Raw genomic sequence first — 19,238 nt, forward strand, 5'->3', positions numbered from 1 at the left:
CATGAAGGAAAAAATCAGAATAGGCTGCGGAGCGGGCTTTTCAGGCGACAGGATCGAGCCCGCCCTGATTTTGGTAGAAAAGGGAAACCTGGACTACCTGGTGCTGGAGTGCCTTGCCGAGCGGACCATTGCTTTGGCTCAAAAGCGAAAAAAACAAGATCCAACTACCGGATACGATGTGCTCCTGGAGCGTAGAATCGAGGGCCTGCTTCCGCTTTTGCAAAAACACCAAACCCGCCTGATCACCAACATGGGTGCGGCAAACCCGCTGGCTGGCGCGGAAAAAATCCTCGAAATCGCCCGTAGGCAAGGCCTAAAAACATCGGTAGCCGTGGTGCTCGGCGATGATGTCTTCGGGCAAATCTCCGGGGAGGAGCCCTCCATGGAAGGCAACAAAGCCCTTAAGTCGTATGGCAACCTGGTGTCCGCCAACGCCTACCTCGGCGTCGAGGCGATTTTACCGGCGTTGCAATCCGGGGCGGACATCATCCTGACGGGGAGAGTCGCCGACCCCTCGCTATTCCTCGCTCCGATGGTTTTCGAGTTTGGATGGAGCCAGTCGGACGTTGACCTGATGGGAAAAGGGACAGTCGTGGGACACCTGCTCGAATGTGCCGGCCAGATCACCGGAGGCTATTTTGCCGACCCGCTGACCAAACCTATCCCGGACATGCACATCCTGGGCCACCCTTTGGCGGAAATCAGCCGGGACGGCTCTGCGGTCATCTCCAAAGTAGCCGAAACCGGCGGGGCGATCACCGTGCAGACCGCCAAAGAACAACTCCTCTACGAGGTGATCGATCCGGGAAATTACTTCACTCCTGATGTCATCGCTGATTTTCGCCCGGTCAGCTTTCGGGAAATCGGGAAAAATTTGGTTCAAGTGACCGGAGGAACGGGGAAAGCAAAGCCCAATTCCCTGAAGGTCAGTGTCGGGTATGAGGCAGGCTTCATCGGTGAGGGAGAAATCTCCTATGCAGGAGCACAGGCCCTCACACGAGCACAGCTGGCGGGCGATGTCGTCGAAAAGCGAATCGCCCACCTGTTTGATGAGTTTCGGGTGGACTTTATCGGAATGAGCTCCCTGCATGGAGCGGAGCTTTCCCAGGACCACAGCCCCTATGAAATCAGACTTCGCATCGCGGGGAAAGCCAAAGACCGAAGGCTTGCCCAACTCGTGGGAGAGGAGGTCGAGGCCCTCTATACCAACGGCCCAGCCGGAGGGGGCGGAGCAAGAAAATACCTGCACGAAGTCATCGGCGTCGTGTCGGTCCTGATGGATCGCCAAAAAATCAAGTCCGGCATCAAACTATTCGAATCATGAAAATCCGCCTTTCAAGCATCGCCCATAGCCGAGCCGGAGACAAGGGGAACACGCTGATACTTTCCCTGATCCCGTTTGACAAAGACGATTTTGAGTTTCTGGAGCGGACAGTCACGGCTGAGCGTGTCAAAGCACACCTCGCCCATCAGGTAAAAGGTGAAGTGATCCGCTATGTTCTTCCTGAGCTGAGGGCATTCCAGTTCGTTTGCTTTGATGCCTTGTCCAGTGGGGTCACGACTTCGCTTGCGATGGATGCCCATGGCAAAAGCCTCAGCTATGCCCTTCTTGAGATGGAGATCCAAGACTACACCAAAGGCTGACCTCCTATAACACTCGAGTTTGGATGTCCTAGGCTAGTCGTGGCCCGCATTTCCCCGCAGCCTCTGGATCACTGCTTCCAGCGATCGGTAGTGGTGGTAGATTCCCTTCCAGATGTGGCCTTTGTTGGCGGTCTTGAGCTCAGGCTGCTGGTCAAGTCCACCTGCGTACCAGTCTCCGTACTCGTGATCGATGAGATAGGTATCGGTGTAGCCCCAGAGCTGGAGAAACTTGCCGTAGTAGTCATTCGGATCCTCGGGGTATAGGCTATGGAAAAGCAGCAGCGAGTTTAGTCCCTCCGCTTGCGCCCACCAGTTTTTGGTAGGGCGCGTCACGCGATAGCCCTCCGGGAAATAATAGCCTTCGTCATAGAAACCGCCTTTTTCAGCATCCCAACCCAGTTTCAGAGCTTGGTCGACCATCTTTTTGGCTACTTCCAGAGTCCGTTCGTCATCCTCCAAGCCCAAGACATGGGAGGCCTCCAGCATCAGAAAAGCCGTCTCCACGTCATGTCCAAAGGACACATGATCCAGCTGATGATGCGCCTCGATGACCGATTCGGATGAATCCGCAAAAGTCACCGGACTCCAATCCGGATAAAGAAAAAGCGTCAAGTGCCCCCGGTCTGTCACGATGGTATCCCGGATCAAAACCAGCATCTCCTCAAGCCTATCCCGCAGCAACCCATCCGGCCAAACTTGGTACAGCTCCGAAAAAGCCTCCAGTAGATGGATGGAGGAGTTTTGGTCCTTGTAGCCCAAGTCGGACGTGCTTGGTGTATCCGCAGGCCGGGCAATGGGTCTGCCATGCCGGTCTAGATGCTGGAAATATCCCTTGTACACCGGATCATGGGCCCCGGAATCCAGCCAATGAAAGGCCTTTTTGGCGAGGTCCAGCGCCTCGGGACTCCCGCTTTGCTTGTAGTAGGCCGCGAGCGCATAAATGCCAAAGGCATTGCCATAGGCGGTCTTGGCCGAATCGCCCTTCACCTTGCCTTTTTTGTCCAACAGCCAGAAAAAACCTCCATTCTCCGCATCCCAGAATTTGTCCCTGAGAAAAAGAAAACCGTGCTCGGCACCGGTTGCGTAATGCTCGACCTCGGGATAGCGCTCGGCGGCCTTGGCATTGGTCCAGACGTGACGGGACTGGGTGACGATCATCTTGTCCTGCTCACCCACAGGCTGGAAGTCGTAGCTAAACGTGCTGAAAAACCCTCCATCCACGGTATCCACCGCTTGAGGATACCACTTGTCCAGGACTTCCGTGCGGAGGTGATGCTCGATCTGGTCTGCGAGGAGCAGTTGTGGGTCTTCTTTTTGGCAGGAAAAGAGTAGGCTGGCCACCGAGAAAAGCAGCAAAAAGCATCGGTTTTTCATAGTATCATATTTTCTGTCGCAACGAATGCAAAAACCAAGGCCAGCACAGGCGACCTAGCCCAGTTTACTTCCTGATCTGGATTCCAAGAGTGAGCTCCAGGTCTGCCGGACGGCCTATCTCCGCCTCTATCTCCTGCTTGATTTCCTTGTAGTCTATGGCCGTCAACTCTTTTTCCGACAGGATAGTCGCGGAGACCCTCAGGGGATTCAGGTTGATGACCTTGACTTCGCGCAGCAAACCGTGGGGAATCCGCTTTCCGCTGAGGCTTTGGATCAGCCTGTTTTCCTGCACCATGTTTCGGAAGGTGAGTGCCAAAGGTGCCGTCACCAAAACAAAGAAAGCCAAGCTGATCAAAAGGCCTTTTTTGGCAATCTGGAATGGACTGAACCCCAGCACGAAAAAGGTCAGTGCCGCAGCCATCACGATCCCCGCGAGGTTAGTCCCCAGCAGCAGAGCCGCTCCGCCAAAGACACTCCATTCCCCCCAGCCCAGGCCGATCCCGGATACTGCGAGGGGCGGAACCAACGCCACCGATATCGCCACCCCGGCCAGGGTTTTGGCGATCTCCTCCTTGGCATGGGCGTACGCTCCCGCGACGCCGGACACCACGGCAATCCCCAAATCGAGCAGATTGGGGCGGATTCTTGACAGAATCTCCGAATTCATCGTCTTCAGCGGGGTCATCCAAGTGATGAAGACGGCAAAAACCAACCCGATCACCACTCCCCAAAACAGCGTGATGAGGCTGGACTTGACCAAAATCCCGTCTTGGCGGAGCGCCCCCATGGCCAGCGAGATGATTGGCCCCATCAGAGGGGCCAGGATCATGGCACCTATCACCACCGGCGAGGAGTCCGCAAACAATCCAAAGGTGGCGATCAGCGTGGAAAGCGCCATCAGCACCAGATAGTTGGAGGAGGTCTGGGCGTTTTGCTTGAGAAGGGTAAAGAGCTCTTTGAACTCCTCCGTAGTGGCATGTCCGACCCAGGGCAGGTGGCTGCGCGTCAGTTCCTCCCTGAGCCTTCCCGTCGGTAATTTACCCAGGTTCAGCTCCTTGCGCTTGCTGGCTTCTTGCTTGTCTGCCGAGAATCCGGTCTGTATGCGCGGCCTTTTCTCGGAGATCTTCATGGACAGCTTCTGGGCATTGCCCTCCTTTCCGTCCAGTCCGTAGCTGATCTCCCCATCCATCCCTTCGATTTCCATCCCCTCTGCTGACCAGTAGCTGACAAATTCCGGAATACTGCCTCCCTTGATGGGGAAAAAGAGGTTTTGCAGCCCAAAACCAATGATGGAGAAAAGGCTACGCGGGGCGAAAGCGATCACGTGCAGGTACCCGTCACCCAAGCCAGAGTCCTTGATGAGCCTTTTGAAAATCAGGTTGGACTCGTTGTGCCCGACCACCAGCACCCCCATCGCTGCGACTTCCAGCTTCTTCTCTTCCTCCTCCCCATTCTGGATGGTGATGCGGTAGTTTTGGAGCTTGACGCGGCGAAAGAGGTTCAAAAACCGCAGAAAACGGCTCTTGAAAGCACTGAAAAACCGGTAGTCTCCCGGGTCATACAGCACATTGAGTGACTTGCCTATCACCAGGGAATTGACGCAGGGCTGATCGTCCACCTCCAGGATGTCCAGGGGCTCTGCTCCGCCCTTTTCCACAAACTGCTTAAAAGCGTCGGCTTTGGAAGAAGGGACGGCAAACCCCTTGCGGACCTGGGTCAGCTTGGGATGGGGCAAAAAGCCGAGAATGGGAGACGACTCGTCCGCCTCGGCGATCACCTCCAGAGCCTGCTCATCGGAAACCCAAAACAGCAGGCGGTCGTCCTCTCCAAAATCCGACAAAGAAAACTCCTCAAAAGTCAGCGTCTGGCTGGGGCTGGGGTCGGGCTTTTCCAAAAAAGAGCTGACCTCCTCCTTGTCCAATCCCTGGTCATAAACCAACACATAGTCTTGCATGGAAAGTTGTTTATCGATCAAAAAGTATCCGCCTAGTCCTCCATCAGTTTTTCCAAAATCTGTATTGCTGCTTCCGAAAGGACCGTTCCCGGCCCAAATACGGCCATCACCCCGGCATCGAAGAGAAAGTCGTAGTCCTTTTGCGGAATCACACCTCCGGCCACCACCCGGATGTCGCCTCGCCCGAGCTGCTGCAAGGCTTGGACCAACTGGGGAATGAGCGTCTTGTGCCCCGCTGCCAGGGAAGACACGCCGACCAGATGAACGTCGTTTTCGGCCGCCTGCTCGGCGACTTCCTGGGGAGTCTGAAACAAAGGCCCGATGTCCACATCAAAGCCCAAATCCGCAAAACCCGTCGCAATGACCTTGGCTCCGCGGTCGTGCCCATCCTGCCCCATCTTTGCCACCAAAATGCGGGGACGACGTCCCTCCAGTTCGGCGAACTCGTCTGACAGCTCCTGAGCTCTTCGGAACGTATCCTGATTTTTCACTTCCGCTGAATACACGCCAGATAGGGTTTGGGTTTGGGCTTTGTGCCTGCCAAAAGCATTTTCCATCGCCAGGGATATTTCACCCAAAGTAGCTCTTTTTCGGGCAGCTTCCACGGCCAAGGCCAGCAGGTTACCCCTCCCCTCTCGGGCGGCGCCTTCGAGGGCAAGAAGAGCTTGGGCCACTTCTTCCCCATTCCTTGACTCCTTCAAGGCCTTCAATCGGGCAATCTGGGCCTGTCTGACGGCCTCGTTGTCCACGTCCCTCACCTCGATCGGGCGATCTTCCTCCACCTGATGGCGGTTGACCCCGACGATCACATCCCGACCGCTGTCTATTCTTGCCTGTTTTTTTGCGGCAGCCTCCTCTATCCTCATCTTTGGCAAGCCCGTCTCAATTGCCTTGGCCATGCCTCCCAAATCCTCCACTTCCTGGATCAGCGCCCAGGCCTTTTGCGCCAGCTGATCGGTCAGGTACTCGACGTAGTAGGAGCCTCCCCAAGGATCTACCACCTGGGTCACGCCAGTCTCCTCCTGGAGTACCAGCTGGGTATTTCTCGCTATTCTGGCCGAAAAATCCGTCGGCAAGGCAATGGCCTCATCCAGGGAATTGGTGTGGAGGGACTGGGTATGCCCCATGACCGCAGCCATGGCCTCCACAGCGGTCCGCGTCACGTTGTTGAAGGGATCCTGCTCGGTGAGCGACCAGCCCGAGGTCTGGCAATGCGTCCTCAGCGCAAGGGACTTGGGGTCTTTCGCGTCAAACTGCTTTACGATTTTCGCCCAAAGCAGCCTGCCCGCGCGCATCTTGGCGATCTCCATGAAGTAATTCATCCCAATTCCCCAAAAAAAGGAAAGCCTGGGCGCGAAGTCGTCTATGTCCAGACCGGCTTTGACACCGGTCTTCAGGTACTCCAGACCATCCGCCAGCGTGTAAGCCAGCTCGAGATCAGCCGTAGCACCGGCCTCCTGCATGTGGTAGCCCGAGATGGAAATGGAGTTAAACTTGGGCATATACTTCGAGGTAAACTCGAAAATGTCGCCGATGATGCGCATGCTCGGCTGCGGGGGATAGATATAGGTGTTGCGCACCATGAACTCCTTCAGGATATCGTTTTGGATGGTGCCGGCGAGCTGCTCCAGAGCCGCTCCCTGCTCCTCTGCCGCGACGATATAGAAGGCCAAGATCGGGATCACCGCCCCGTTCATCGTCATGGAGACGGACATCTGATCCAGGGGAATCTGGTCAAAAAGAACCTTCATGTCCTCCACCGAGTCTATTGCGACGCCGGCTTTGCCCACGTCTCCCTGCACGCGTGGATGGTCAGAGTCGTAGCCTCTGTGGGTGGCCAGGTCAAAGGCGACCGAAAGCCCCATTTGCCCAGCCGCCAAATTCTTTCGATAAAAGGCATTGGACTCCTCGGCGGTGGAAAATCCCGCGTACTGTCGGATCGTCCAGGCCCGCTGCACATACATGGTGCTGTAGGGACCTCGGAGAAAGGGGGGAATCCCGGCCGCAAAGCGGAGCTGTGGGAGCGCAAGCCCCTCCTCGGGCACAAAACTGCCGGGCACGCTGATGCCCTCTGGACTCTGCCAGCTGGTAGACGGCTTGGAGTTTCCCTTTTCCAGCCCATCGGATCTCCATTTGCTCAGGTCGGGTCTCATAGCAATTCCTGGTTTTTCAGCTCCACCAGATAGCTGGCACGGCTGGGGTTGAGCTCAAATGATTTTTCCCCAAAAAACTCGAACTCCAAGTCGCTTTTGAGGCTTGCTGAGGCCGGATACTTGTTCGCTCCGATTTTTGGGATCAGCTTTTCCGCCACTTGGTTCTGTATTTTTGCCCGATGGGTTCGGATCTGTGCGTGCACGATTCCCTCTTTCAGCGCCGTCAGCCAACCTCCCTTTTCCTCCAGACTCTTCAATCCAGCCTGTATATCTCCAAGTATATACTCGGAGAGTTTTTCCAAAAAGAAGGAACCGGAAGCGGGATCTTGGACTTTGTCGAGGAAAGCCTCCTCCCTGAGCAGGGAGGAAACATTTTTGGCCATGCGCTTTTCGAGCTCTCCGGCCTGCTCCTCCAGGAGCGGCCTTGTCCAGAGCAGGTTGGCACCGCCGAGCAGGGCTGCCATCGCCTCGTAGCTCTGCCGGATGAGGTTCGTGTTCGAATCCAAGATCGACTTGGACCAGCCGGAAGTCTGCGCCAGCAGCTGCAACTCACTTCCCTCCACCTCTTCGAAGTACAAGCGACCAAGCGCGGTGACAGCCCGGCGAAATGCCTTCAAGCGCGCGATTTCCCCGAAATAGGCCTCGCCGACGGAGACCTCCAGCAGCATAGCCCCTACTACCCGACGGGGACTTTCCCCACTTGCGTCTATCAAGTCGATCAGCTCTCCCATGGCAAAAATCACCGCGTCCAAGGGATTGCCTCCGGCTTCGGTGTAGCGGGAGCTTTTCAGCGAAAAGGCCTTAAAATGCGGAAAGGCCTCGGTGAGCTCCAGAATTTCCCTGAAAACCTCCACGGCAAGGCCATAGTCTGCATTTTCCCCAAAGACCATATCCGAGGGAGCCCAGAGCAGAGCTCCGGAAATCTGCGCCGGGTCGAGGCCTTTGCCTTCCACCCAAGCCAGAAAAGAACCGAGTGCCACCAGGGGATTTGCCGTAGGCTGTATCAAGATGGGGATGTATTCCGGCTTCACGCCTTGGAGCAGCTGCTCCAGGTCTTCAAAACCCGATAGGTGCAGCACCAGCCCCTCCGCCCCATTCTCCAGCTGATGCAGGAATGTTTCGGAGCTTTCATCCGGATAGACGCTGACGAGGTTTGCCCATTGGCGGGGGGCATCCTGGCGATCGTCGGACTCTGACTGAAAGCTCGCCTGCCGGGGAATTTGCCCGCCCAAGTCCTCCAAGGTGTAGAAGGGCTGCAGCACTATCCGCTCCCAGAGCGTCGTGCCCAGGCTCTGGTCAAAATCCTTTCCCTTCAAGTCCCGAATCGCCTGGCTGATCCACGCGTCCTTGCTCGAAGGCTCAAATTCACTAAAAAGATCTTTGGTCATATTGGGTTGGAAAACATAAAATCCAAAAAGGGGACAAAACCAAAAATAAGAAATGAAGGGGGAATTGCTTCGCAAAGCAGGGCCAATTCCCCAGGAAGCAAAAACTATAAGCAACTGAGCCTCAATACCAAGTCAAAAAGTCCGCTTTTTGACTTTTCCACAGCAGTAATTTTTACCGGAATCACCGTTGTATAAAACAGGAATTGGCAATAAAACTTGATGCAAAATATTATTCTGCAACCTTCGGAAAATCTCGAATTATTGACTTTTTCAAGTTCTTGACGATTTTTTATTTAGGTTAATTTTCCACAAATTTGACCCCCCCGCTTTACTCTGGGGACTACAAGAATACCAGCAAATCTTTTCTAAATGAGTTTGGAAGCTAGCGCCGTATGGAATGAGTGTCTGCGTGTTATAGAACAACACGTCAACGAGCAGAGCTTTTCAACTTGGTTTAAACCGATCAACCCGGTCAAACTGGAAGGCTCCAGCTTGACCATCCAAGTGCCCAGCCAGTTTTTCTACGAATGGCTGGAGGACAACTACGTGCAAGTACTGAAACTGGCCATCAAGCAGACGCTGGGACCAAGCGGCCGCCTGGAGTACGCAGTGGTGGTGGACAAGGGCAATTCGTCCAACCAGCCCATCGCAGTGTCCTATCCCCAGGGAAATGCCAACGCCAAAAAAGCAGCACCAGCCCAGGAAGTAAAGACGCCTTTTGAGATGCAGTCCCTGGACGCGGACATGCTGACCAAAAGCAACCTCAACCAAAACTACACCTTCAGCACCTACATAGAAGGCGACTGCAACCGACTTGCAAGGTCGGCGGGATTTGCCGTGGCCACCAAGCCAGGCATCACCTCCTTCAACCCCCTCATGGTCTATGGCGGTGTGGGCTTGGGAAAAACCCACCTCGTGCAGGCCATCGGCAACGAGATCAAAAACGGCCCCGAAGACAAATTTGTCCTCTACGTCTCCTCGGAAAAATTCGTGAACCAGTTCATGGACTCCATCAAGGATGGCAACGTGAAGAGCTTCACCAACTTTTACATGCAGGTGGACGTGCTGATCATCGACGACATTCAGTTTTTGGCGGGAAAAGACCGAACCCAGGAGATGTTTTTCCACATCTTCAATCACCTGCACCAAAACAAAAAGCAGATCATCATGACCTCCGACTGCCCTCCCAGAGACCTGAAGGGCCTGGAAGAGCGTCTGCTGTCGCGCTTCAAATGGGGACTCACGGCCGACCTGCAGATGCCGGACTTTGAGACCCGTGTGGCCATCATCCGGCGAAAAATGCAGTCAGAAGGGATCTTCATCCCCGACGACGTGGTAGAATACCTGGCCTACTCCGTGGACACCAACGTGCGTGAACTGGAGGGGATCCTGATTTCCCTGATCGCACACGCTTCGCTCAACCGTGTCGAGGTGAGTTTGGAACTGGCGAAAACCGTCATCAAAAACTTCATCAAGGACATCGAGACGGAAGTCGGGATCGAGTTTATCCAAAAATCCGTGTCCGAATACTACGGCATCCACACGGACGAGCTGAAGGCAAAAACCCGCAAAAAGGAAATCGTGATCGCCAGACAAGTGGCCATGTACTTCTCCAAGGAATTCACCAACCATTCCCTCAAATCCATCGGCTATCACTTTGGCGGCAGGGACCACAGTACCGTGATCCATGCGGTGCAGACGGTCAACGATATGATCGAGACCGATTCGGGCTTCAGAAACTCCGTCAACGAGCTGAAGAAAAAATTCAAGATGCGGTCGTATTGATTTGGGATTTGCCTGATTTCGAATCTCAAATCTCAAATTTCAGATCCCCCTTCCTGTCACCAGCGCACGATATCACCTAGCTCTTCCCTGGTAAACTCCAGCTCCGTGTAGCCCATCGCATAGGAACCTATCTCGTAAGGCACGTAGATCAACCAGAATTTCCCGTCTTTGAATCCCTTGGCATTGGACAGGAAAAACCCGGTCTCGGGAAGAAAAAAACGCCCGTCTTCCTCCAGGCTCACCCCCTCGGCCACCTCGTGAACATCCCGGAATTTCTTTTCCGCCAGGGAAGCGAGAGCCCTCTCATCCAATATCAGCCTATCCTCGCCCAACACCTCGCCCGTGGCTGGATCGAAATGCAAAAAGGAAACGAAGCTGTTGGGATGGGCTCCGCCCAGGTAGCTGGATTGGGTAAAAAACAAACTCAGCGTGCTGTCTGAGCGGTAGGACACCTCGCCTTCCGCATTGATTTCCCAGCCTCCGGGAGCATCGGGAAAATCCGCCTTGAAGGACTCAAAAGATGCGAAGTAGTCTTTGACCAAGCTATCCAGAGGGGCGACTGTTTCCCCCGTCTGGACCAGAAAGGCGACCTGCTCGGACACCGCTCGGTTGATTTGATCCGCGCCATCAGCGCCGGAGGCTACCGGCCAGACCAGCCTCAGGTTTGCACAGTTCTCACCCGCACAGACTTCCTTGACCAGGGAATCGAGACCAAAGGAGAGCTCGGCTTTCTCCCCGCTCGTCGTTTGGGAACGTTGGGCACAGGACAGGGTGGCCATCAAACAGAAAACAATCAGGTATCTCATCATCGTGGACTTCGCTTGGAAAGAAAAAGGGAAACCAATTTTTTGGCCAAAGTGCCTGGATTGAGGGCGCCGGACCGGATTTTTTCCACATACTCCTCCAGGGACTGACTGACTCTTGGATCTTTGGAGAAAGCCTGGCCAAGCAAGAACTGGATCTGCTCATCCAGCCAGCTCAGTCGTTGAGCCGCTCGGTTGGATTCCCAAAACCCATTTCCCTTCATTTTCGCCTCGTACAGAAGCACCTGCTCCCAGACCTCCTCCAGCCCGGAGCCTGTCATGGAGGAGGCTAGGGCAATCCGGGGCGTCCAGTCTTTTTGCGAAGCGGGAAAAAGGTGCAGCGCATTTTGGTAGTTGGCCTTGGCTTTCTTTGCCTCGTCCAGGTTTTCGCCATCGGCCTTGTGGATCACCAAGGCGTCGGCCATCTCCATGATGCCTCTTTTGATGCCTTGGAGCTCATCCCCGGCTCCGGCCAGCATCAGCAGCAGGAAGTAGTCCACCATGTTTTTGACGGCCGTTTCACTTTGTCCCACACCCACTGTCTCCACCAGAACGACGTCAAATCCAGCCGCCTCACAGAGCAGCATGGCTTCGCGGGTTTTGCCGCTCACCCCGCCCAGCGTCGTGCCGGAGGGGCTTGGCCGGATGAAGGCCTGCTTGTCGGCGGCAAGACGCTCCATGCGGGTTTTGTCCCCCAGGATACTTCCTTTGCTCAATTGGCTACTGGGATCGATGGTCAGCACGGCGACCTTTTTGCCCTGCCTAAGGAGCAGCATCCCAAACGCCTCGATAAAAGTGCTCTTCCCCACTCCCGGCACACCGGTGATGCCGATCCGGATCGACTTTCCCGTATGGGCCATCAGCGACTGTACCAGCTCTGCGGCCAGCTTTTGGTCTGACTCGAGGGCGCTCTCCACCAACGTAATGGCCTGGCTGAGCAGCACCCGGCTCCCGGAGAGCACACCTTCGCGGAGCGATTCCAGGTCAAGCCGCTTTTTCATGGCTTCGGCGAGCTAAAGCGACCTTCCCCCATGGGTGTCTTTTCAAACTTTGCCAACAAATGCGGGGCTAAGTCGGAGGAAAAATAGGGTTCGGTCGGTGAAAGGACCACCTTTTCCTCCAGATCAGGGGAAAAGAAAAATACCAGCGTCCGGCCGTATTTGGTATGGGGCTGCGCCTCGGCAAACTCCCGCATCCAAGCCTGCTCCGTATCCAAGGCACGAATCGCATAGATGCGCAGCACCGGCCCGGTGTTGTTCTCATTTCTGTAAAATCCCAGCTCCTCGTATTTCCCCTCAAATGCCTTCACGCCGGGGTTGGAAAAACTGGACCGGACGATCTGCACGAGCAAGACCAAGACCATGAATCCGAGTAGATAGAAGACGAGCTTGTTCCTTTTCAAAAACTTTGGCGGGTTTGTGGGGTTTAGGCCTTAATTTAGCCCAAAATTCTGACAATGGGTTTCGAGTACGTCAAGGCGCTTCATATCATCTTTGTAGTCACCTGGTTTGCAGGACTCTTTTATATCGTCAGACTTTTCATCTACCAGACCGAAGCCTTGCAAAAACCCGAGGCAGAGCGGGCCATCCTGAAGCCCCAGCTCGACATGATGGCGAGTAGACTCTGGTACATCATCACTTGGCCTTCGGCGATTCTTACGCTGCTATTCGGAACCTGGGTACTCAGCCACCGTTGGGGATACCTAGAGCTGGGCTTCATGCACGCCAAGCTGGGCTTCGTGTTTCTGCTCTACTGCTACCACGGCTTTTGCCATGTGCTCTTCAAGGAACTCCAAGCCGGAAAAGCCCGCTGGACCTCCACCCAGCTCCGCATCTGGAACGAAGCCTCGACCCTGCTGCTCTTTGCCATCGTCTTTCTCATCGTGCTGAAGAGTACCCTGAGCATGGTCTGGGGACTGGTGGGACTCATCGGGCTGGGCATCCTCCTGATGCTGGGAATTCGGATCTACAAAAAACACAGAACCAAGAACCAACAATGAAAACCGACCAATTGCTGCTTGGAATGGCATTTTTGCTCTGCATCTCTTGCAAGCCAAGCACGGAAAACACCCAGTCGACAGCTGAACTCCCCATCTTGGGCGAGCGGTATGTCGACAACAACAAGGATACCATTTACCACCAAATCGCCGACTTTGCCTTTGTCAACCAAATGGGAGACAGCGTGAAAAACGAGGATGTGGCAGGCAAAATCTACGTGGCGGACTTCTTCTTCACCTCTTGCCCCACGATCTGCCCCATCATGAAAAAGGAGATGCTGCGCGTCTACGAAGCGTTTGGCAGCAATCCCGATTTCAAAATCCTGAGCCACTCCATAGACCCTACCCACGACACCCCGGAAGTGCTGCGGGACTATGCCGAAAAGCTCGGTGTAGCCGATGCCCGTACATGGAATTTCCTCACCGGCGACCAGGAAAAGCTCTTTGAAATCGGCCAGACCAGCTACCTCACCACCGCGATGGCCGACCAGCTGGAGCCAGGCGGTTTTCTGCACAGCGGCGCTTTCCTCCTGGTAGACGGGCAGGGCCGGATCCGAGGGGTCTATGACGGCACCAAGTCAGACCAGGTGGACCGGCTGCTCGCCGACATCCCCAAACTCCTCGAAAAATGAAAAGGCACGGATGGCTTCTTTTGGCCATGCTGGCATTTTCCTGCGCCCCAAAGGCCAGCAATGAGGAAAACACGCTAGCCCAAATCTCGAATCCCGAGGTAATGAAATATGCCGTCGTCGGCAAAACGCTCTATGAAAACCACTGTGGAAATTGCCACCAGGCCGATGGCAAGGGACTGGGCAAGCTCATCCCCCCGCTTCGCGATGCGGACTACTTCAAAGCCAGCATACACCGCACGGTCTGGATCATCCGCCACGGCCAGTCTGGTGAAATCACGGTAAACGGGGAAAAATATGACCAGGCCATGCCGGCAAACCCAGCACTGAAGCCCCTGGACATCGCCCAGATCACGACCTACCTCTACAATATCTGGGGAATGGAAGAGGGCGTCGTCACAGGCAGCGACGTGGAAAAATACCTGAGGGAAAAGCCCGAAAACTACTAGTCGACCAAAAGGGAATCCGACTTTGCCAAGACATCCTTGATGGACTTATTGACCTTGGTCACTAGGACCATCTGCTCTTCCAGATAGCGCTTCACCTCTTCTGGAGTCTTGCCTTCATCCTCGATCTCGTATTGTCTCATCCATACGAACATGTCTTCGTAGGCTTGATCCAGTTCGACCGCCAGGAGCTCCAGCTGCTTGACCCTGTCCATGTTGGTAGAGTCCATTGCCAGCTCCTCGGCTTTTTGGGAAGCCCGCTTTTCAAAAGACTTGAGCTGGCCCAATTTGGGCATTACCTCGTCATGGACAGCCATCACCTCAGCCCTTTTGTCGTTGTTCAGATCCTTTTGGCTGGGCCCACAGGCCAGCAGCGAAACGAACAGACTAAAGATCAAACTAATACGAGTAAATTTCATGAAATTTGGATTTTACGACTTAAAGGTACAATTTTTTCTATCTTAAATTAAAATTCCATTTCACATTTATTTAGCTCAAAAAAACGGTTTTTGATGCTAATTTTGAACATAAATCCCTCTGTAATGAAACCTTTCTGCTTTGCCGACGGGCACATCATCCCTACCCAGACAGCGACCATCCATCCCATGGACTTGGGACTGATCCGCGGCTTTGGGATTTTTGACTTCTTTCGCACCTCAGGCCGCACCCCTCTTTTTTTGGAGCACTACTTGGACAGATTCATCGCCTCGGCCGAGAAGACCCACCTTCCCCTCGCCTATAGCCGCGAGGAGCTTCGTACGATCGTGCGGGAGCTTATCGAAAAGAACGACCTGGTCGACGGGGGAATCCGGATGCTCCTGAGCGGCGGAGTGTCGGAAAACCACTTCTCACCGGCCGAGGGCAAGCTCTTCATCTTCGCAGAACCCCTCTCCATGCCAGCCGAAGAAAAATACCGGGAAGGCGTCAAACTGCTGACGCTGGAGTATGTGCGGCCCATCGCCGACATCAAAACCACCAACTACACCCTCCCGGTGTGGCATAGTGTCAACTGGAAAAGACTGGAAGCCGAGGATGTGCTCTACCACTGGAACGGCGAAGTGAGCGAAAGCTCCAGAAGCAATTTTTACATCGTGAAAAATGGAGTCATCCACACCCCCGACCAGCATATCCTGATGGGAATCACGCGGAAAAAGATCCTGGAAATTGCCGACAAGGTGGTCATCCGACCAGTCACTTTGGAGGAGGTTTGGGATGCAGACGAGGCGTTCATCTCCAGTACCACCAAGGTACTCCTGCCGGTGACCCAGCTGGACGACCGCAAGATCGGTAGCGGCAAACCTGGGCCCGTGACCTTGGATATTTTGGGGAAATTCAGGGCTTTGGAAAAATCATCGGTAGCCTAAAAGAAAAAACGTCCCGAATTGCTCCGGGACGTTTTTTCTTTTAGGCTCCGCGAAAGTCTCTGCCGCGGATTGCAGCTTCCTACTCGGAAACCAATCTGGCATCTTTCAGGATATACATCAGCTTTTCGGGATCTTTTGCGTTTAGGGTCAGCTTTCCCCTTACTTTCACCCGCTTGGAGATGTACTTGATGGGGTTTGCGAGCATGACCTCCATCACGGTCTCAGGACCTCCCGAGCCGCAAAAAAAACACTCCGCCAGAGGGAGGCTGGACAAGATAATGTGCTCTGGCTTAAACATCCCCTCAAAAGGAATGATGTAGCCGTCGGCCTCCACTTCCTTTCCCTCGAGCTTCTTGATATTGTCCGAAAAGACGGGGACATACAGCTCCCCAAACTGGTCTTCGCTGATTTTGTAGGACACTTCAGAGAGGCTTTTCCAGACGCCCTGCGCCATGGAGGCGGTGCCGGGCAAGCCGAACATCAAACCAAAAACCAGAACTATTCCCCACTTTTTCATGTCATTTTCCAATTTTGCGTGCTAGTTACGCCTTTGTCAGCTGCTTTGCAATACTTGTCTGATAAGCGGACCAGGCGGGGATGACGGACGCCACTACCCCTACCCCCAACGCATAGATGAGGATCCAAAGTTCTTGCCGGAGGAAAATCCATGGCTGGATGGCAGCGACCATGTCTTGTTCGCTTTGGTTTACCAAGAGCCAGAGAAAGACGTGCCCCAGGCCTATCCCCAGCAGGGCACCGAGGAAAGTCAGCATCAGCCCCTCCAGAAATATCAGCGCCAGCAGCTGAAACCGTGACGCTCCCAACGCCCGGAGGATAGCCAGATCGTACTTTCGCTCCCTCAGGGAATTGTACAGCGCGATGAAAATCCCGAGGCCCGCCACGACGATCAGCACCAAGGCCAGTCCCTGCAACAGGCTCACTCCCACACCCAACAGCTCAAAGAGCCGCGACATCTCAAAAGATGGCGATGCCGCCTGCATGGATGTCGCGGAATTGATCATGCGGGGCAGCTGGATGGCCGCCATGGGATTGCGGTATTGGAGGAGCAGGGAGGTCAATTCCCGCGTGTCATCGGAAGGAGGAAACCCGGTCTTTGCCACCGGATGGTGAAATCTTTCCTCGTGGTCATGCCCTGAATCCCCGCTTTCCATCAAAACGGAAGCATCGGCTCCCGAGGCAAGAGAGTCGGCGGCTTCCTCTGCCTCTTCCCCTCCTTCATCATGGGTGTACCAAACCGACTCTATGCTGGTCAGGACCAGGCGATCGACCACATTTCCCTTGGGGGAAAGAATTCCTGAAACGACAAAATTATGCTGGTCATGCTCGTGGCTCCCGACGCTGATCCCATGGCTGGAAGCAAATTCATCCCCCACTTTCAATTGGGCCTTTGCGGCGACCTCCGCTCCGAGCACCACCTCAAAGGGAAGCTCCCAGGCTTTGCCGGCGGAATACTCCGCTCCATAGAGCCCCAAGTAGTCGTGGTTGGTGCCCACTATCCTGAAGCCCTCGTAGTTGTCCCCCAGGGCCAGGGGAATGATATTCTTGACCAGCCGGTTTCTCGAAAGGCGCGCGGCCTCCTCCATTTTGATATTTCCTGTCGGAAAATCGATATGGTAAACAGAGGAGAGGATGAGCTGGAGCGGGCTTCCCTTAGCCCCCACCACCAGGTCTATTCCCTCGGCGTCTTGGTTCATCTTTTTCTCAAACTGATCCTGCACCAGCAGCAGCATGGTGATGATTGCCAGGCCTAGCGCCAGCAGGAAGACGTTCAAGCCCGTGGAAAGCGGCCGAAACGTCAGATATTTCCAACTGATCTTGAGCAGGTTCATGCGGCTTTGACTTCGATAAAATTGGGAATCTGGTTTTTCACACGCTGGTCGTGGGTCACGATCACAAGCGCGGCACCGATCTTGGCAGCCTGGGCTTTGAGCAGCTGGATGACCTTCTCGGTATTTTCGTCGTCGAGGCTGGAGGTAGGCTCGTCTGCCAGGATCAGCTTGGGGCTATTGGCTAGGGCCCTGGCGATGGACACCCGTTGCGCTTCGCCTTCACTTAGGGTGAGTACGGAGGAGTTGGCCTTTCCTTCGATCCCCAGCTCCGCCAGTAGCTGGGTGGTGTCCTGCCCTTTCTTTTTTCCGAAAAAATGGGCCAGCTCCAAGTTTTGGCGCACGTTCAACGCGGCGATGAGATGGGGCTTTTGGAAGACAATGCCGATGTTTTTGCCCCGAAACAAATCCATAGCCTGTCCCGAAAGCGAGGAGAGCTTTTCCCCTCCCAGCCTGACCTCCCCCGACAGGGGCGTCAGCAGCCCAGCCAGCAGGTTGAGCAGGGTGGTCTTGCCGCTGCCGGACCTGCCCAGTACGAGCAAGGCCTCGCCTGCGTCCACGCTGAGTTCGGGAAAGGAAATCGCCCTTTGCCCGGGATGGGCATAGGACAGGGTGCTTGTCTCTAGCAGCATAGCTATTTCACGGGAATGGTGACAAAGAAAGTGGTTCCTTTGTCCATTTCACTTTCAAAAGTAATGTCGCCGTTTAATACGTCAAGGCATTTTCTGACGATGGAAAGCCCCAAGCCGGAGCCTTCGACTATCCCCACGTTTTTCGCCCTAAAAAAACGGTCGAAGAGTTTGCTCTGCTCGGACTTGGGGATCCCGATGCCCTTGTCGGTCACCTGGGCCAGCAGTTTGCTATCCTCAAACCTCATCTTAAACTCCACCTGCTTGCCATCTCGGGAATACTTGACCGCGTTGGACAGGAGGTTTTCAAAGACTTGATAGATCAGCTCGGGATCTGAGGTAATGGTCTTGGGCATATCGCCGATTTCGGCTTTGATGGTCACATCATTGTCTATACCCGCCCTGACGGTATCCAGGAGTTCTTTGACAAAAGCCCCGGAAAAGATCTTCTTGGGGCGGAATTCCAGTTTGTTTTCGTCGGCTTTGCCAAAGAAGAGCACACTGGTCAGGAGGTTGTTGAGCGCCCGGACGGAATGCTCGATCTTGAGCGCGTGCTTGCTGATCTTGGGCTTCAGGGGATGCTCCTTTTCCGCATAGATCTGCAGGAGCTGTGCTGAGCTGAGGATGGAAGTGAGCGGGGTCTTGAAGCCGTGGGAGACGTTGAGCACGATGCGTGACTTGAGCTCGTTGATTTCCCTTTCCTTTTCGAGCGCCTTGGTGAGTTCTTTGTTGGCCTCGTAGAGTTCGGCGGTGCGCTGCTTGACTTTCTCTTCCAGCTCGTTGTTGAGCTTTTGAAGTTCCTTTTCCTTTCGGTCCTTGAAGATGGCCAGCTCGATGACCATGTTCAGCTCCCGGATGTTGAAGGGCTTGATGACGTAGGCGCTGGGATTGGTGCCCACTACTTTGTTGAGCGTCTCGGCATCCGAGCTGGCACTGAGGTAGACGACGGGGATGTCGTACTTCTCGTTGATGATCTCCGTGGTCTTGATCCCGTCGAGCTCACCGGCCAGATTGATGTCCATCATGACGATGTCCACGAAGTTTTCCTCCAAAATATCCAGGGCCTTCTCCCCGGTGTCCGCGATGCCGACGATCTGGTGGGCATTTTTTTCCAAAGCCCGCTGAAGGAGCAAAGCAGAAACGGAATCGTCCTCGACTATCAGAATTTTCAGTGTAAACATGGGCTAGGTCGAAGAATGGGGTGACGACTTGGTGGTCTGAAATTA

19 protein-coding genes are annotated in these 19,238 nt (G+C 54.6%); 7 read left to right on the forward strand and 12 right to left on the reverse strand.

The annotated features are described in order from the left end of the window. Window position 1: 1 nt before the first annotated feature. Complete coding sequence (locus J0A68_RS09215) at window positions 2-1,324, forward strand: acyclic terpene utilization AtuA family protein (protein WP_206577918.1); 1,323 nt, start codon at window positions 2-4, stop codon at window positions 1,322-1,324. After that, window positions 1,321-1,644, forward strand: coding sequence for an AtuA-related protein (locus tag J0A68_RS09220; protein WP_206577919.1), 324 nt, complete (start codon window positions 1,321-1,323; stop codon window positions 1,642-1,644). Before J0A68_RS09215 ends, J0A68_RS09220 begins: the two co-directional genes overlap by 4 nt. Before the next feature lie 33 nt (window positions 1,645-1,677). On the opposite strand, the gene J0A68_RS09225 is transcribed toward J0A68_RS09220, so the two are convergent. The 4 genes from J0A68_RS09225 to J0A68_RS09240 all read right to left on the reverse strand — a co-directional run bounded on the left by J0A68_RS09225 (window position 1,678) and on the right by J0A68_RS09240 (window position 8,513). Beyond that, window positions 1,678-3,018 (reverse strand): AGE family epimerase/isomerase, encoded by a 1,341-nt coding sequence (locus J0A68_RS09225; protein ID WP_206577920.1) that lies wholly within the window; start codon window positions 3,016-3,018, stop codon window positions 1,678-1,680. A gap of 64 nt (window positions 3,019-3,082) precedes the next feature. Next, entirely contained in the window at window positions 3,083-4,972 is a 1,890-nt protein-coding gene (locus tag J0A68_RS09230; protein WP_206577921.1) for a TIGR00341 family protein, read from the reverse strand. 32 nt (window positions 4,973-5,004) lie between these two features. Beyond that, window positions 5,005-7,125, reverse strand: coding sequence for a methylmalonyl-CoA mutase (scpA, locus tag J0A68_RS09235; protein WP_206577922.1), 2,121 nt, complete (start codon window positions 7,123-7,125; stop codon window positions 5,005-5,007). Beyond that, entirely contained in the window at window positions 7,122-8,513 is a 1,392-nt protein-coding gene (locus J0A68_RS09240) for a methylmalonyl-CoA mutase family protein (protein ID WP_206577923.1), read from the reverse strand. Before J0A68_RS09240 ends, scpA begins: the two co-directional genes overlap by 4 nt. A gap of 369 nt (window positions 8,514-8,882) precedes the next feature. Between J0A68_RS09240 and dnaA the strand changes: the two genes are divergently transcribed. Next, on the forward strand, window positions 8,883-10,298 hold the full coding sequence (gene dnaA / locus J0A68_RS09245; RefSeq protein ID WP_206577924.1) for a chromosomal replication initiator protein DnaA: 1,416 nt from the start codon (window positions 8,883-8,885) through the stop codon (window positions 10,296-10,298). A 56-nt stretch (window positions 10,299-10,354) separates the two neighbouring features. Here dnaA and J0A68_RS09250 read toward each other — a convergent pair whose 3' ends face one another. From J0A68_RS09250 to J0A68_RS09260, 3 genes are read right to left on the reverse strand one after another with little or no spacing between them, the layout of a single operon-like run. Beyond that, on the reverse strand, window positions 10,355-11,104 hold the full coding sequence (locus J0A68_RS09250; protein WP_206577925.1) for a DUF3298 and DUF4163 domain-containing protein: 750 nt from the start codon (window positions 11,102-11,104) through the stop codon (window positions 10,355-10,357). Beyond that, window positions 11,104-12,102 (reverse strand): methylmalonyl Co-A mutase-associated GTPase MeaB, encoded by a 999-nt coding sequence (gene meaB, locus J0A68_RS09255; protein WP_206577926.1) that lies wholly within the window; start codon window positions 12,100-12,102, stop codon window positions 11,104-11,106. Before meaB ends, J0A68_RS09250 begins: the two co-directional genes overlap by 1 nt. Further along, on the reverse strand, window positions 12,099-12,503 hold the full coding sequence (locus tag J0A68_RS09260) for a hypothetical protein (RefSeq protein WP_206577927.1): 405 nt from the start codon (window positions 12,501-12,503) through the stop codon (window positions 12,099-12,101). Before J0A68_RS09260 ends, meaB begins: the two co-directional genes overlap by 4 nt. A gap of 54 nt (window positions 12,504-12,557) precedes the next feature. Between J0A68_RS09260 and J0A68_RS09265 the strand changes: the two genes are divergently transcribed. From J0A68_RS09265 to J0A68_RS09275, 3 genes are read left to right on the forward strand one after another with little or no spacing between them, the layout of a single operon-like run. Next, entirely contained in the window at window positions 12,558-13,100 is a 543-nt protein-coding gene (locus tag J0A68_RS09265; RefSeq protein ID WP_206577928.1) for a CopD family protein, read from the forward strand. Next, complete coding sequence (locus tag J0A68_RS09270; RefSeq protein ID WP_206577929.1) at window positions 13,097-13,729, forward strand: SCO family protein; 633 nt, start codon at window positions 13,097-13,099, stop codon at window positions 13,727-13,729. The genes J0A68_RS09265 and J0A68_RS09270 overlap by 4 nt, the downstream gene beginning before the upstream one ends. Then, window positions 13,726-14,175, forward strand: coding sequence for a c-type cytochrome (locus J0A68_RS09275; protein ID WP_206577930.1), 450 nt, complete (start codon window positions 13,726-13,728; stop codon window positions 14,173-14,175). Before J0A68_RS09270 ends, J0A68_RS09275 begins: the two co-directional genes overlap by 4 nt. On the opposite strand, the gene J0A68_RS09280 is transcribed toward J0A68_RS09275, so the two are convergent. After that, window positions 14,172-14,591, reverse strand: coding sequence for a hypothetical protein (locus tag J0A68_RS09280; protein ID WP_206577931.1), 420 nt, complete (start codon window positions 14,589-14,591; stop codon window positions 14,172-14,174). The genes J0A68_RS09275 and J0A68_RS09280 overlap by 4 nt on opposite strands. 123 nt (window positions 14,592-14,714) lie before the next feature. Here J0A68_RS09280 and J0A68_RS09285 point away from each other — a divergent pair, with 123 nt between their 5' ends. Beyond that, window positions 14,715-15,536, forward strand: coding sequence for an aminotransferase class IV (locus J0A68_RS09285; protein WP_206577932.1), 822 nt, complete (start codon window positions 14,715-14,717; stop codon window positions 15,534-15,536). Between the two features lie 79 nt (window positions 15,537-15,615). On the opposite strand, the gene J0A68_RS09290 is transcribed toward J0A68_RS09285, so the two are convergent. Genes J0A68_RS09290 through J0A68_RS09305 form a run of 4 tightly spaced genes read right to left on the reverse strand, consistent with a single transcriptional unit; the run spans window position 15,616 to window position 19,193 of the window. Then, window positions 15,616-16,053 (reverse strand): hypothetical protein, encoded by a 438-nt coding sequence (locus tag J0A68_RS09290; protein ID WP_206577933.1) that lies wholly within the window; start codon window positions 16,051-16,053, stop codon window positions 15,616-15,618. 25 nt (window positions 16,054-16,078) lie between these two features. Continuing rightward, window positions 16,079-17,386 (reverse strand): ABC transporter permease, encoded by a 1,308-nt coding sequence (locus J0A68_RS09295; RefSeq protein ID WP_206577934.1) that lies wholly within the window; start codon window positions 17,384-17,386, stop codon window positions 16,079-16,081. After that, window positions 17,383-18,015: an ATP-binding cassette domain-containing protein gene (locus J0A68_RS09300; RefSeq protein ID WP_206577935.1), complete on the reverse strand. Its 633-nt coding sequence runs from the start codon at window positions 18,013-18,015 to the stop codon at window positions 17,383-17,385. Before J0A68_RS09300 ends, J0A68_RS09295 begins: the two co-directional genes overlap by 4 nt. A gap of 2 nt (window positions 18,016-18,017) precedes the next feature. Then, window positions 18,018-19,193, reverse strand: a complete 1,176-nt coding sequence (locus J0A68_RS09305) for a hybrid sensor histidine kinase/response regulator (RefSeq protein WP_206577936.1) — start codon at window positions 19,191-19,193, stop codon at window positions 18,018-18,020. Between the last annotated feature and the right edge of the window lie 45 nt (window positions 19,194-19,238).

It is taken from the genome of Algoriphagus oliviformis (genome assembly GCF_017254915.1).
Lineage (GTDB): Bacteria > Bacteroidota > Bacteroidia > Cytophagales > Cyclobacteriaceae > Algoriphagus > Algoriphagus oliviformis.

Excerpts from the sequence above, each read along its gene's own strand:
- dnaA (WP_206577924.1), top strand. The coding sequence starts at position 8,883 with ATGAGTTTGGAAGCTAGCGCCGTATGGAATGAGTGTCTGCGTGTTATA.
- J0A68_RS09305 (WP_206577936.1), bottom strand. The coding sequence starts at position 19,193 with ATGTTTACACTGAAAATTCTGATAGTCGAGGACGATTCCGTTTCTGCT.
- J0A68_RS09225 (WP_206577920.1), bottom strand. The coding sequence starts at position 3,018 with ATGAAAAACCGATGCTTTTTGCTGCTTTTCTCGGTGGCCAGCCTACTC.
- J0A68_RS09265 (WP_206577928.1), top strand. The coding sequence starts at position 12,558 with ATGGGTTTCGAGTACGTCAAGGCGCTTCATATCATCTTTGTAGTCACC.
- J0A68_RS09300 (WP_206577935.1), bottom strand. The coding sequence starts at position 18,015 with ATGCTGCTAGAGACAAGCACCCTGTCCTATGCCCATCCCGGGCAAAGG.
- J0A68_RS09220 (WP_206577919.1), top strand. The coding sequence starts at position 1,321 with ATGAAAATCCGCCTTTCAAGCATCGCCCATAGCCGAGCCGGAGACAAG.
- J0A68_RS09275 (WP_206577930.1), top strand. The coding sequence starts at position 13,726 with ATGAAAAGGCACGGATGGCTTCTTTTGGCCATGCTGGCATTTTCCTGC.
- J0A68_RS09215 (WP_206577918.1), top strand. The coding sequence starts at position 2 with ATGAAGGAAAAAATCAGAATAGGCTGCGGAGCGGGCTTTTCAGGCGAC.
- J0A68_RS09285 (WP_206577932.1), top strand. The coding sequence starts at position 14,715 with ATGAAACCTTTCTGCTTTGCCGACGGGCACATCATCCCTACCCAGACA.
- J0A68_RS09230 (WP_206577921.1), bottom strand. The coding sequence starts at position 4,972 with ATGCAAGACTATGTGTTGGTTTATGACCAGGGATTGGACAAGGAGGAG.
- scpA (WP_206577922.1), bottom strand. The coding sequence starts at position 7,125 with ATGAGACCCGACCTGAGCAAATGGAGATCCGATGGGCTGGAAAAGGGA.
- J0A68_RS09280 (WP_206577931.1), bottom strand. The coding sequence starts at position 14,591 with ATGAAATTTACTCGTATTAGTTTGATCTTTAGTCTGTTCGTTTCGCTG.
- meaB (WP_206577926.1), bottom strand. The coding sequence starts at position 12,102 with ATGAAAAAGCGGCTTGACCTGGAATCGCTCCGCGAAGGTGTGCTCTCC.
- J0A68_RS09270 (WP_206577929.1), top strand. The coding sequence starts at position 13,097 with ATGAAAACCGACCAATTGCTGCTTGGAATGGCATTTTTGCTCTGCATC.
- J0A68_RS09250 (WP_206577925.1), bottom strand. The coding sequence starts at position 11,104 with ATGAGATACCTGATTGTTTTCTGTTTGATGGCCACCCTGTCCTGTGCC.
- J0A68_RS09295 (WP_206577934.1), bottom strand. The coding sequence starts at position 17,386 with ATGAACCTGCTCAAGATCAGTTGGAAATATCTGACGTTTCGGCCGCTT.
- J0A68_RS09240 (WP_206577923.1), bottom strand. The coding sequence starts at position 8,513 with ATGACCAAAGATCTTTTTAGTGAATTTGAGCCTTCGAGCAAGGACGCG.
- J0A68_RS09290 (WP_206577933.1), bottom strand. The coding sequence starts at position 16,053 with ATGAAAAAGTGGGGAATAGTTCTGGTTTTTGGTTTGATGTTCGGCTTG.